The sequence below is a fragment of the Nocardia sp. NPDC050413 genome (assembly GCF_040655475.1).
Classification (GTDB): Bacteria; Actinomycetota; Actinomycetes; order Mycobacteriales; family Mycobacteriaceae; genus Nocardia; species Nocardia coubleae.
Genome location: NZ_JBFAJZ010000001.1, coordinates 107700 through 119819, shown reverse-complemented (window position 1 = coordinate 119819; position 12120 = coordinate 107700). Strand labels below are relative to the sequence as shown.

Below are 12120 nucleotides of genomic sequence, written 5' to 3'. Positions count from 1 at the left end.
TACCACGCCGATTCCGGACAGTCCGGCGACGGCGGCGCAGCGACCGGTTCGGACCCGAGTCCAACGAGAAATCATGATGATCAAATCTCCTTTGCACGTGCTGGACCGCCAGCCATTTCACAAATGGGGCTGCCGGAAATACCGTCGACCGCTTTCCGTGTCGAGGTGGCGTGCATCACTGTAGTGAGAACTATGGGTTCACACAACAGTTGTTGTGAAAATTATTTGGGTCGTATCTACTCGGGGCCGGGGCGGAGGAACTCCGCGACGCGCGGTCCGAGGTCGTCGGCGCGGGTGACGAGCCCGAGATGGCCGTCGGGGTAGATGTGCAGGACCGAGTCGGGCATCAGCCGGTGCATGGTTTTCGCGTTGATCACCGGCACGATGGGGTCGTCGTCGCCGGCGAGGATCAGCGTGGGCTGGCGGATCAGCGGCAGGAACGGCAGGCTGGTCCAGCCTGCGCCCGCGAGCAGTTGCAGCGCGTAACCCGGACCGGGAGCGCGACCCGCATGGTGATGCAGAATCTCCTGGGCGAGCGCGGGTTCCGCACGCAGGCGGCCCCCGTAGATGGTCGCGGCGATCGCGGCCGCGTAGGCGCGATCGCGGTACCGGCGCGGGGTGATCATCTTGCTCAGCACCCGGGGATGCGCCGGAACCATCAGCATGCCGGTCGCCGTGGCGACGAGCACCAGGCGTCGGCATCGCCGGGGGTTCTGGAAGGCGAATTGCTGCGCCAGACCACCACCCCACGAGATGCCGAGCACGTCGGTCTCCGGGTAGCCGAGTTCGTCGAGGACATCGCCGAGCGCGCACGCCAGAGTCGCGAAATTGTAAGGCAGGCGCGGCATTTCGGAACCGCCGATACCGGGCACATCGAACCGGATCACCGGGATCGCCGGGTCGAGCCGATCGAGGAAGGGCTCGAGCAGCTCGAGCCTCGCCCCGATGCCGTTGCACATCAGCAGTGGGCGTCCCTGCCCCGCGCGCACCGCGACACGCCATCGGCGCCCGTTGATCCGCAATTCCCGAACGGTCTCGACCTCGGCCACGCGACCTCCTTCAGGTTGGGGACTCAGGAGTCGAGTCGGTTGCCGAGCTCCGGGAACGTGCGGATCGCCTGCAGCGCGATGGTGAGATCGCTCAGCACCCGCGGGTCGTCGAGCGAGCCGCCAAGGCGTTCCTCGAGGCGGCGGATGCGTTGCCGAACCGTGTTGGGATGGCAGTAGAGTTCCCGGCCCGCCCCGGCTGCCGAGCCTCGCGCGTCGATCCACGCGGTCGCGGTGGCCAGCAGCGTCGTGCGGTCGTAGTCGGGCAGGGCGAGCACACCGTGCAGCACGCGCACCACGAATCGGCGAGTCGTCTCCCGGTCGCGCACGAGGAGATCGATGTGCGGCTCGTCGTCGAGCCCGCGGATGCCCTTGGTGCCGGGCGACAGCGTTTCGAGGGCGACCTGGGCCAACCGCAATGCCCGGGCGGCCCCGTCGAGGCGGTGGAACACCGGACTCACTCCGACACGTCCGAGGGCCACCTGCGCGACCTCGGCGAGCACCACTTGCGGGTCACGGCTGTTGCCCAGTGAGAGCACACCGATCTCGTGTTGCGGCTGGGATCGCCACGCCGACCCGACATCGAGCCGCCGGAGGCGGTCCTCGAGCTGCGGCAGGGCCGCGGAATGCGCGCCGGTCACCTCCGCGACGACCACGAGAAAGGTTCCCTCGTAAGGCAAGTCGAGAAGTTTCGCGACCTCCCAGGCACTGAGCGAACCGGAAGCCGGTCCGTCGAGGATCGCCGAGATGATGCCGGATCGCCTGCGGTCCGCCTCGATCATGCGTTCGCTCATCGCCTGCCGGTACGACTCGGTCAGCGCGAGGGAGAAGTCGTCGGCCAGCTCCCAGATCGCCGTGGCGGTATCGAGCAGCGCGTCCACCGACTTGCGCCCCGAGTCGCGCGCGGCGGCCAGCAATCGCTCCCACACGAACGCGAAGCCGAGGCGATAGGCGCGCAACACCTCCGGCAGCGGCATGTCCTGCACGGCCCGGGCGCGCCCGATGTCGCGCGGAGCCGAGAGGTCGACCCCGCGTTCACCACTCAATCGCTCCAGGATCTGATTCATATTGGCTATCAGCGAGGCTCGCAACTCGTCCCGGTCGACGATGCCCGCTGTGCGATAGATCTCGATCTGCTCGAGAATCCGGACGAGCAGCTGGTCGGCCAGCGCATCGATCTGCTCGAGCAGGTCGGCGGCGAGTTCGGCCACCGGCTGAGCGAGACTCGAAGTAGGCACCTCGACAGGGTATCTACGGGCCGCGGGGCACATCGCATCCGGCAGAGCAGAGTGTGCGTGCCGACACAGTCGCGCCGGATCTGGTGTCGGCGCCGACATTGGCTGGACCGGCCCGATGCGCGAATCTGTGAGCACGCGTTCGGCACGGTGGCCGCACTGAGATGCGGGTCATCGTGCGTTCGCCACCGGATAGCGACAAGACCCTCCTCTCGGTCGTCGACCACCGCACCAGATCTGGCAAGCAGATCGACGCGGAGCGACCAGACACCCGCTGCGCGGACTGTGCCCGCGCGGCCGACAGGAGTGGAGACGCCATCATCAATTCCGGTACGAAACCCAGGGAAAATACCGAACACGCGGCCGTCGATTTGCCCGAGCACCGGACGACGAGTGAGACACCGGAGTTCGTCGCGCCCCTCGATCAGCTGCTGATCGAGGCCGCATTGCGGCCCGTGAACCGGTGGCTGCCCGGCGACTCGGGGATTCGGTTCCTCGATGCGCTGGCCAAACGCCCCGACCAGGTCAAGCGCAGGGTCGGGGCACTCGTCGACGAACTCGGCCGGATCGTCAAGGGCACATCGCAGCTCGCACCGCAGCCGAAAGACCGACGCTTCAGCGACCCGGAGTGGTCGGAGAACCCGCTACTGAAGCGCGTGGTGCAGGCCTATCTGGCCGCGGACGAACTGGCCGAGGGGCTCCTCGAGGACGCGCCGCTGGAGTGGCGCGATGCCCAGCGGATGAAGTTCGTCCTCTCGAACATCCTCGAAGCCGCCGCGCCGAGCAACAATCCACTGATCAGCCCCGTCGCGTGGAAGACGTTCTTCGCCACCAAAGGCGCCAACGCGGTTTCGGGGCCGCGCAATCTGCTGCGGGACTTCGCCGGCTCGCCCCGGATCCCCGCGATGGTCGAGCCGGACGCGTTCCGGGTGGGTGTCGATCTCGGCATCACCCCCGGCGCGGTCGTTTACCGGACAGAGATGTTCGAGCTGATCCAGTATCTGCCGCAGACCGAGACCGTGCGTGCGGTGCCGCTGCTGATCGTTCCGCCGACCATCAACAAGTACTACGTCCTCGATCTGGCGCCCGGCCGCAGCCTGGTCGAGTACCTCGTCCGACAAGGCCAGCAGGTGTTCATGATCTCGTGGCGCAATCCCGATGAACGCCATCGTGATTGGGGTATCGACGCCTATGCCGAAGCCGTGATCGAGGCGTTCGGTGTGGTCGACCGGATCGCGGGTGCCGGCTCCGTGCACACGATGGCGGCCTGCTCGGGTGGCCTGATCGCCTGCATGGCGGCCGCGCACCGCGCGGGGACCGGCGGTCTCGGCAAACTCGCCAGCCTCAACCTGCTGGTCACCATGATCGACCAGCACCGCGGCGGCATGGCGGGCTCACTCATCGACGAAGGTGTCGCTCGTGCCGCGATCGCCCGGTCGCAGCACAAGGGATACCTGGACGGCCGAGCTCTCGCCGAAGTCTTCGCCTGGTTGCGACCCTCCGATCTGGTCTGGAACTACTGGGTCAACAACTATCTGCAAGGGAAGACCCCGCCCAAGTTCGACATCCTGTTCTGGAACGCCGACACCACCCGGATGCCCGCCGCGCTGCATCGTGACTTCATCGAAGCCGCACTGCACAACAAGCTGGCCACCGCGGGCGCGGTCACGGTGCTCGGTACCCCCATCGAACTGAACAAGATCACCGTCGACTCCTATGTCGTGGCCGGCTCGGCGGACCACATCTGCCCCTGGGCCAATTGCTACCGCAGTGCCCAACTGCTCGGCGGCAAGGTGCGTTTCGTCCTGTCGACCAACGGTCACATCGCCGCGCTGGTCAACCCGCCCGGCAACCGCAAATCCAATTACCAGGTGTCCGAGGACACCTCGCTCGATCCCGCGGACTGGCGCGGCGCGGCGGCGACCGTGCAGGGGTCGTGGTGGCCCGACTACGCCGCGTGGCTCGGCGACCGTTCCGGGCCGGACAAACCTGCCTCGGCCATGCTCGGCAGCGCCGAGTTCCGGCCGCTCGGCGTCGCGCCCGGCACTTACGTCTTGTCCGACTGACCTCGGTTCACCATCCACCTTTCACCACGTCGACCGCGACGCCGATCACCGCGACGTTGTAGAAGAACCCGATCACCGAGTGGAGCAGCACTTGCGCCCGGATGGACCGGGTTCGCGTGTTGACGTCGGAGACCGCGAACGAGACACCGATGGTGAAGGAGAAATAGGCGAAGTCCAGCAGATTCGGGCGCGGGGTGTCGGGGAACGACAGCGGCTGTTCCGGGAGCCGCCGGTGGTAGGTGCGGGCGTACTGTTCGGCGAAACCGAGGTGCAGCAGGAACCAGGCCAGCAGGGCCACAACGACCGCGATGATGTCGGTGGGCACCGCGTGGTCGTCGCCCGCGTCGCCTGCGACGATCGAGAGCACTGTGGCCAAACCGACGGTGCTCGTGACCACTGTCAAGACGAGTGCCGTCCAGCTGTCGGGGATCGCGTCCATCCACTCGGCGGGGTCGTCGGCGTGGCGGTTCCGCAGCAACAGAACCAGCCACGCACCGATGTACACGGTGGCGAGAAGCCCCCAGCCGAGCAACCATCCGCGCGGCTCACCGGCCCACAGCGCGGCAACGCCGAGCACCACCAGGCCCGCCTCGAGGACCCGGCTCGCGATCACCCTCGGGCTGTGCACAGGGACGACTCCTTCACTCCGGCTGGAGGGAGGCCGTGCGTGGCAGTGCCGACCCGCCCTGCCGCATCGTATGTTCAGAGTGCGCGGACGAGGCCGGTCGACGCGCCCCTGTCTACGACCAAGGTCTCGCCCGTCACCCATCGCTGCGTGTCCGAGGCGAGGTGGGCGATGATTTCGCCGGTGTCGTCCGGCTCGCCGGACGGTGCCGGTGTCGTGGTCGCCCCGGCGAGTCCGGGCCGTCCACCGCCGAGTGCGATGGTGTTGACCCGTACGGCCGGTGAGAGCTCGGCCGCCAATTGTCCGGTGACGTGGATCAGTGCGGCATGCGCCGCGCTGTACAGGCCGGAGTCCGCCCCACCGACCGTGTTGATCACTACGCCGCCGTGCTCGCTCATCCACGCGCGCGCCGCGAGTGAGGTCCACAGGATCGGCGCCCACAGGTTCACGCCGAGGGTCTTGGTGAATCGCAAATAGTCCTGATCGACGAGCCGGCCGCGGGCGTGGTCGATGCCCGACGTGTTGACCAGGATGTCGACGCTACCGAAACGGTCGATCGCCGATTCCACACATCGTCGGGCTGCTTCCTGGTCGACGGCACCGACGGCCACGCCGACGGCGTTGCCCCCGACTGCGGCCGCAGCCGCGTTCGCGGCGTCCCGACCGGGTGCGGCCAGCACGACATTGCCGCCTGCTCGGGAAATCGCCTGTGCCGCAGCCGAAGCGATCCCCCGCACGCCACCGGTGATGACGGCCGTCCGGCCGGAGAAATCGAAACTGCTCATCACGGCCACCATCACTGCCTGCTCGTCGGGCGACTGCGCGGGCAGGCTCTCAACGGACATCGTCGGCCTTCCCGGTGCGCCGTTGCACCGAGCAGGAGCCTGCATCGCGGTGATCCGACTTCGCCTCTTTATCGAAGTCGAATCTAATTCGAGTTTAAGCGCGAGTCGCTGCACTGTCAACAGACGGTAAGGCCGATCTCGGAACCCGCGGCCGCCGTGGTCAGTCCTGCGGCGCGTAGGTGCCGAGGTATGCCGTGACCAGTCGCTTCAATTCGGCGATGGTCGGCTCGTCGCCCCCCGCCGACCGACGGAATGCCACGTCGAACAGTCGGCTACCGGCTTCGAAAGCGAGCTCGACGGCAAGCTGGGAAGTATCGGCGTCGAGGAAGCTCCGGTCGAGAAGGTAGCGCCAGAACCGCTCGGCCAGCTCCGCGTCGAAGGCCTCGACCACCTCGCCGATCGCCGGGGAGCGCCCGAAGTACCAGAGTTCGACGAAGTCGGGGAACTCCCGGCAGTACCCGACCAGAATATCGACGATTCCGCCGACGGCCCGGCTCAGACTCCCCGGGGTCGCATGCTCGAGCGCGTCGGCGATCCGGCTGTCCAATCGCTCCGCGTGCCGGCGCACCAGCTCGACGTCCACGTGGTTGCGATCAGCGAAGTAGTGGTACATCGAGGCGAGCGGGATGCCGGTCCGTTCACTGATCGCCTTCAACGTGGCGGCCTCGTACCCCTGCTCCCGCAGCAGCGTTTCAGCCGCCTCGAGGATGGCCTGTACCCGCTCGACTCCGCGGCGCTGCACCGGGGCCGGCCGAGCGGACGCTTTGCGCGCCGGCGGTTTATCGAACACGATTCCAGATCGTAACCCCTGCCCCACCGGTCCGCACCTACTCGATCGGCCAGGCACCGCCAGGGGCTCGTGTCGTCACCGTCGACTCGTGCCGGGTCAGGCCTTCATCTCGTAGGTCCCGGCCAGTCCGCGTGCCTTGCCGAGCACACGCTCGAAGCGAGCCTTGTCGAAGGCGGGGCGGCGAACCAGGTCGAGTGCGCGCCGCTGCTGGACCGCGGTGGCGGTCGGCTTGTTGTGTAGGGCAAGGGCATTCGTGGAGAAGCCGCGTACGAAGCCGTCGAAGATCTGGTCGATGACCGCGGGGTCGGTGCCCTCGATCGCCGCCTGCTCCAGTACCAGCTGCGCGTAGGGCACCGCCGTGAACAGCTCGCCGAAGGCGAACAAGAAGTCGACGTCTTTCTGCTGCGACGGTGTCGGAGCGGCGACGGCGAGCAGTGCCTGCAGCGCGAGGACCTGCTCGAGGAACACCGCGACATTCGGCACGTCACGGAAGCCCTCGAAGACCGGGCGCCAATCGGCGAAGCGGATCCGGCCCAGGCCACTGCTCGGTCCCTGCCGGAACAGGAACTCGTCGTCGGCGGCGTCGTGCCGTGTCGGTACCGGTTCATAAGCGGCGCAAGCGAATTCGGCGCCGAGCGGTTTCACTATCGAGCCGAGACGCGGAGTGAGCTTGCGACTCGTCCAGGACAGCGCTCCGGCGGCGGCGCGGGTGGCGACCGTGGGCGCCACCGCGACACCGGGCAGCGATCGCATCGCGGCCAGACCGGCATCGGCCGGGTGGAACATGTAGTTGGCCATGAACTTCAGCGACAGCGCCATGTTGACGTGGACGGTGCCCTCCAGCCTCGGGAGCCCGAACATGGCCGTCATCGCGACCGGGAAGTACATGTCGTTCTCGAACCCGCGCGCGGCGATCACATCGGCGAGGTCCTCGATCACGCGCTGTCCCTGCCGGGTCACCGACATCTTCTCGATGGCGTTGAACAACAGGTAGCGCCGGTCCTCGGGTGAGGCCGAACGCATGTAGTCCACCGCGCGAGCACTGTAGAGCTTCATCGCGACGATCCGCGCGTAGGAATCCGTGATCAGCGCTCGGACCTGCGGGAACTCGGTGACGCGGTGCCCGAACAGAATCCGGTTCTCCGCGTGGTCGATCGCCTCGTAGAAGGAGTGCTCGCAGGCGCCGATCGCGCCGAAGCCGAGGTTGAACTTGCCGACATTGACCGTGTTCATCGCCGCGTGGAACGCATCTTCGCCGCGGTGCAGGATGTCCTCCTCGGCGACGGGATAGTTCTCGAGCTCGAACGCGGCGACATAGATCTGGCTGTTGACCACGTTCTTGCGCAGCTTGTACGCCTCGTGCTGGGAGTCCGCGACGAAGAAGAGATACCCCTCGTAATCCTCCTGCGCCGGTTTGCCCAGCATCGCCGCCGCGCTGTCGATGATCGGTTTGTCCGAGCGACGGCCGAATACCGAGACCATGGAGGCCAGGTTGCCGTTGCCGATGTAGTACTTGCCTCCGCTCGCGGTGTATCCGCCGTCGGGCTGGGGGTCGACGATCATGTCGGTGGAGTACACGTCGGCGCCGTGTTCCTTCTCCGACAGGCCGAACGCGAAGATCTCGCCTGCCTCGAGCCGCGCGGCCGCCTTCTGTTTGGCGACCGCGTTGTCGCTCTGCCAGATCGGTCCGAGACCCAGGATGGTGACCTGCCAGATGTACCAGTAGGTCATGCCGTAGAAGCCGAAGATCTGGCTCAGCATGGCGTTGCGCGCGGTGTCCCAGCGCTTGTTCGGGTCACCGCCCGCCTCGGCCGCCGGGGTGAGGAAGGTCGCGAACAAGCGCTCCTTCTTCACGAAATCGAGGAACTCCGACGGCCAGACGCGGGTGCGATCGTCGTCGAGCAGCTTGGCCTTGCCCCGCGACTCGAACCAGTCGACCGTCGCGCGCAGCAGCCTGCGCGTCTGCGGGTCGAACTGCGCGAAGTCGGCGGTGTTCGGGTTGAAGAGATCTCGGGGCATCACGGCTCCTCCTGCGGGCGTCCGGCACGGTCGGACGGTTCATTCAGCACTGTAGCATTTTCATACAGCAATGTAGGAACAGTGAACGAGTTGCTATTGTGTGCGCATGGGTAGCGAGACGGCAGTGCAGCGGCGAGGGCGGGCCGCACATCTCGGCCCCGAGCGGCGCAGACCACAGGTGCTCGACGCGGCGTTGGCCATCGCCGCCGACCATGGGGTCGCGGCGGTCACGATGGGCGCGGTCGCCGATTACATGAACGTGACCCGCCCGGTGGTCTACGCCTGCTTCCCCGACCGGGTCGAACTGATCGACGCACTGATCCAGCGCGAGGAGAACTTCTTGATCTCCGGCGTGCTCGACGTGCTGCCGCCGCGCACCACCGACGCCGACGAGACGGTCTTCGTGGAAGGGTTCCGCACTCTGCTGCACAAGGCGTCCGAACGGCCCGACGCCTGGCGGCTGATCTACGGCAATCCCGATCCCGCGGTCGTCGGTTCTTTCGGGCGCGGTCGGCGGCTGGCCGTCGAACGCTGTACGGCGCTGCTGCGCCCGACCTTGCACGCCTGGGGCGTCGAGGACGCCGAGCGCAAACTCCCCGCGCTGGTGGAGTTGTGGGTCTCGGCGGCGGAAGGCGCGGTCCGGACCCTGTTCACCAACCCGGACGAGTGGAATCCGGATGATCTCGGCGCCTTCGTCGGCTCGGCGGTGTACCGCGCGATGCGCAGCGCATAAGGCCGCTCAGACCCTCCCGCACCAGCCCGGCGCGCCGGTTGCCGGTACCAGCGTTCCGGATACCCTGAGCCTGTCGGTGCACAACTGTTCACTCAAATATGACAGGCAGGGCGGACCATGGGGTCTCGTTACACAGATTCGGTCAGTGCGTGGCGCGAGCAGGTGCGAAAGGACCTGCGCACGGTCACCGAGTTCGCCCAGGAAGCCCGGGCGGCCGCCACCGTCCGCGGGCGTGGAATCGGCCGCGTCGCCGACGGAGCCCGGCGTGATGTGACCGCGGAGGCACGGGCGCTCGCCGACGATATCGCCGATCTCGCCGATGCCGCCCTGCGTTCACGCACGGACGGCCGGAAGTCGCGCCTGGGCAACCTCTTCGGGAGCCGTGCGCGCCGACGCCGTTGAACCCACCGTCGGCCGTGAGGAGTACGCGCGGTCCAGACCTCACCGCGGGCCCGGCTAGCCTGTGAGGACGGCCGGGTGCACGCGGATGTCGTCCGGCCACGGTGGCAACGACGACGACAAGGAGTCCACGGGTGGCTGTCCTGGACGCGAAGCTGAGCGGCATCTACGACGAGGTATTGCGCCGCAATCCCGGGGAATCCGAGTTCCATCAGGCGGTACACGAGGTTCTCGACAGTCTCGGTCCCGTCGTCGCCAAACACCCGCAGTACGCGGACGCCGCGGTGATCCGTCGTTTGTGCGAGCCCGAACGGCAGATCATCTTCCGGGTGCCGTGGGTCGATGATTCCGGCACCGTGCAGATCAATCGTGGGTTCCGGGTGGAGTTCAATTCCGCGCTCGGCCCGTACAAGGGCGGGCTGCGTTTCCATCCTTCGGTCTATCTGGGCATCGTGAAGTTCCTGGGGTTCGAGCAGATCTTCAAGAACTCGCTGACCGGACTTCCCATCGGTGGCGGTAAGGGCGGCTCGGACTTCGACCCGAAGGGCCGCTCGGAGGGCGAGGTGATGCGGTTCTGTCAGGCATTCATGACCGAGCTCTACCGGCATCTCGGTGAACACACCGACGTCCCCGCCGGCGACACCGGAGTGGGCGGCCGCGAAATCGGCTACCTGTTCGGTCAGTACAAGCGCATCACCAACCGATACGAGTCCGGGGTACTCACCGGGAAGGGCCTGACCTGGGGTGGTTCGCAGGTGCGCCGGGAAGCCACCGGCTACGGAGCGGTCTTCTTCGTCGACGAAATCCTCTCCGCCGCAGGCCGATCCATGGAAGGCCAGAAGGTGGTTGTGTCGGGTTCGGGCAACGTCGCGATCTACGCGATCGAGAAGGTCCACCAGCTCGGCGGCACCGTGGTCGCCTGCTCGGATTCCAGCGGTTACGTCGTCGACGAGCAGGGCATCGATCTCGAACTGCTCAAGGAGATCAAGGAAGTACAGCGTGGCCGGATCGCCGACTACGCCGAAAAGCGTGGTGGTGCCGCACGATTCGTCGCGGGCGGTTCGCTGTGGGAGGTGCCCTGCGATATCGCGTTGCCGTGCGCGACCCAGAACGAGCTCGACGGCACCGCCGCGGGCAAACTCGTCGCGAACGGCTGCCGGATCGTCGCCGAGGGCGCCAATATGCCGTGCAGGCCGGAGGCGGTGCGGTTGTTCAACGAGGCGGGGGTGATCTTCGCGCCCGGCAAGGCGGCCAACGCGGGCGGCGTCGCGACCAGCGCGCTCGAGATGCAGCAGAACGCCTCGCGTGACTCGTGGAGCTTCGAGCACACCGAGGAGCGCCTGGCCGAGATCATGCGCGGCATCCACGATCGCTGCCTGGCCACCGCCGACGAATACGGCGTACCGGGCAACTATCAAGCAGGTGCCAATATCGGTGGGTTCATCCAGGTCGCCGACGCGATGCTGGCTCTCGGCGTCATCTGAGTGGATTCGGCGGCGAACTGGGCCTCAACAGCGGCGACGAAACACCGGGCGGGTGAACTACGGGACCTGGTGGTCACCGTGCGACGAGATCATCAACCCGGCTGAGCCCACCGACGGTCGTTTGTCTTTCGCAGGCTGGGTAGTCCCGTGCAGTAAGGACAAAAGGGGCGGGATGCGAGGAGTAGACCCATGAGCACCACCAGTTGGATAGTGACGATCGTCGTCGCAGTACTGATAGTCGCCGTGCTGGCCGGCATCGTCGCGGCGCTGCTGCGTAAGCGGCGTGAACACCACCGGGTCGAAGCGGCCGGGATCCGGGAACGAGTGGCGGGGCAGGAACTCGAGGTCGGGCAGCGGGAGGCGCGGGCGGAGGAGCTCGCCGCCAGGAGCCGCGCGGTGCAGGCCGAAGCGGACGCCAAGGCCGCGCAGGCCGAACAGCTCGCTCAGCAGGCCCAGGTGCACCACAGCGACGCCGCGGATTCACGAGCCGAGCTGGACAAGGAACGGGAACGCGCGGACCGGCTCGATCCGGACCGTAAGCGGGCACGGACCGCGGACGACCAGCCCGAGCAGACGCCGAACACCTGACCAAGCAGAACCCATGAGGAGGTTGCCATGACATCGGCCGACGCCGATTCGACCCGCCTGCACGAAGAACGCGCGGAGCTCATCGACAGACGAGCGAAGTTGAGCGAGTCGATCGAGCGCGTCCAGCACGTCGGAAGTGCCGCGGACGGTGAGGAATACGTCGAAGCTCGGGAAGAGAAGGCGCTCATCCAAACCCGCCTCGACGAGATCGACGAGATCCTGGCCGGGGATCGGCGGTCCTGACGCGTCATCCCCCGGCGTCCGGCAAGTATCGTTCACTTGCGCCGAAC

Annotated in this window: 12 protein-coding genes; 6 read left to right on the top strand and 6 right to left on the bottom strand. The window is 67.0% G+C overall.

All coding sequences use genetic code 11. From position 1 onward, the window contains the following. Positions 1 to 236: 236 nt before the first annotated feature. Positions 237 to 1049 (bottom strand): poly(3-hydroxyalkanoate) depolymerase, encoded by an 813-nt coding sequence (gene phaZ / locus AB0I19_RS00610; RefSeq protein WP_357142992.1) that lies wholly within the window; start codon positions 1047 to 1049, stop codon positions 237 to 239. 23 nt (positions 1050 to 1072) lie between these two features. Continuing rightward, positions 1073 to 2284 carry a helix-turn-helix domain-containing protein gene (locus tag AB0I19_RS00605; protein ID WP_357142990.1) on the bottom strand — a complete coding sequence of 404 codons (1212 nt, stop codon included), beginning with the start codon at positions 2282 to 2284 and terminating at the stop codon, positions 1073 to 1075. A 161-nt stretch (positions 2285 to 2445) separates the two neighbouring features. Between AB0I19_RS00605 and AB0I19_RS00600 the strand changes: the two genes are divergently transcribed. Further along, on the top strand, positions 2446 to 4347 hold the full coding sequence (locus tag AB0I19_RS00600) for an alpha/beta fold hydrolase (protein ID WP_357142988.1): 1902 nt from the start codon (positions 2446 to 2448) through the stop codon (positions 4345 to 4347). A gap of 7 nt (positions 4348 to 4354) precedes the next feature. Here the strand turns inward: AB0I19_RS00600 and AB0I19_RS00595 are convergent, their stop codons facing one another. From AB0I19_RS00595 to AB0I19_RS00580, 4 genes are all read right to left on the bottom strand, one after another. After that, positions 4355 to 4975: a DUF1345 domain-containing protein gene (locus tag AB0I19_RS00595; protein ID WP_166655824.1), complete on the bottom strand. Its 621-nt coding sequence runs from the start codon at positions 4973 to 4975 to the stop codon at positions 4355 to 4357. Between the two features lie 74 nt (positions 4976 to 5049). Next, positions 5050 to 5757: an SDR family oxidoreductase gene (locus tag AB0I19_RS00590; RefSeq protein WP_357145028.1), complete on the bottom strand. Its 708-nt coding sequence runs from the start codon at positions 5755 to 5757 to the stop codon at positions 5050 to 5052. Positions 5758 to 5977: 220 nt separating this feature from the next. Further along, the gene (locus tag AB0I19_RS00585) at positions 5978 to 6607 is read right to left on the bottom strand and encodes a TetR/AcrR family transcriptional regulator (RefSeq protein WP_357142986.1); all 630 of its coding nucleotides are present in this window, start codon (positions 6605 to 6607) and stop codon (positions 5978 to 5980) included. Between the two features lie 96 nt (positions 6608 to 6703). Beyond that, entirely contained in the window at positions 6704 to 8626 is a 1923-nt protein-coding gene (locus tag AB0I19_RS00580; RefSeq protein ID WP_357142984.1) for an acyl-CoA dehydrogenase family protein, read from the bottom strand. Positions 8627 to 8732: 106 nt separating this feature from the next. On the opposite strand from AB0I19_RS00580, the gene AB0I19_RS00575 reads away from it, so the two are divergent. The 5 genes from AB0I19_RS00575 (at position 8733) to AB0I19_RS00555 (ending at position 12073) form a co-directional block, all read left to right on the top strand. Further along, positions 8733 to 9359, top strand: a complete 627-nt coding sequence (locus AB0I19_RS00575; RefSeq protein WP_357142982.1) for a TetR/AcrR family transcriptional regulator — start codon at positions 8733 to 8735, stop codon at positions 9357 to 9359. A gap of 117 nt (positions 9360 to 9476) precedes the next feature. Next, positions 9477 to 9761 carry a hypothetical protein gene (locus tag AB0I19_RS00570; RefSeq protein ID WP_357142980.1) on the top strand — a complete coding sequence of 95 codons (285 nt, stop codon included), beginning with the start codon at positions 9477 to 9479 and terminating at the stop codon, positions 9759 to 9761. A 131-nt stretch (positions 9762 to 9892) separates the two neighbouring features. Beyond that, positions 9893 to 11242, top strand: a complete 1350-nt coding sequence (gene gdhA / locus AB0I19_RS00565) for an NADP-specific glutamate dehydrogenase (protein ID WP_357142978.1) — start codon at positions 9893 to 9895, stop codon at positions 11240 to 11242. Positions 11243 to 11431: 189 nt separating this feature from the next. After that, positions 11432 to 11830: a hypothetical protein gene (locus AB0I19_RS00560; RefSeq protein ID WP_357142976.1), complete on the top strand. Its 399-nt coding sequence runs from the start codon at positions 11432 to 11434 to the stop codon at positions 11828 to 11830. Positions 11831 to 11857: 27 nt separating this feature from the next. Then, positions 11858 to 12073 carry a hypothetical protein gene (locus AB0I19_RS00555; RefSeq protein ID WP_357142974.1) on the top strand — a complete coding sequence of 72 codons (216 nt, stop codon included), beginning with the start codon at positions 11858 to 11860 and terminating at the stop codon, positions 12071 to 12073. Positions 12074 to 12120: the final 47 nt, after the last annotated feature.

Excerpts from the sequence above, each read along its gene's own strand:
- AB0I19_RS00570 (WP_357142980.1), top strand. The coding sequence starts at position 9,477 with ATGGGGTCTCGTTACACAGATTCGGTCAGTGCGTGGCGCGAGCAGGTG.
- AB0I19_RS00575 (WP_357142982.1), top strand. The coding sequence starts at position 8,733 with ATGGGTAGCGAGACGGCAGTGCAGCGGCGAGGGCGGGCCGCACATCTC.
- AB0I19_RS00560 (WP_357142976.1), top strand. The coding sequence starts at position 11,432 with ATGAGCACCACCAGTTGGATAGTGACGATCGTCGTCGCAGTACTGATA.
- AB0I19_RS00580 (WP_357142984.1), bottom strand. The coding sequence starts at position 8,626 with ATGCCCCGAGATCTCTTCAACCCGAACACCGCCGACTTCGCGCAGTTC.
- AB0I19_RS00555 (WP_357142974.1), top strand. The coding sequence starts at position 11,858 with ATGACATCGGCCGACGCCGATTCGACCCGCCTGCACGAAGAACGCGCG.
- AB0I19_RS00600 (WP_357142988.1), top strand. The coding sequence starts at position 2,446 with ATGCGGGTCATCGTGCGTTCGCCACCGGATAGCGACAAGACCCTCCTC.
- AB0I19_RS00590 (WP_357145028.1), bottom strand. The coding sequence starts at position 5,757 with ATGAGCAGTTTCGATTTCTCCGGCCGGACGGCCGTCATCACCGGTGGC.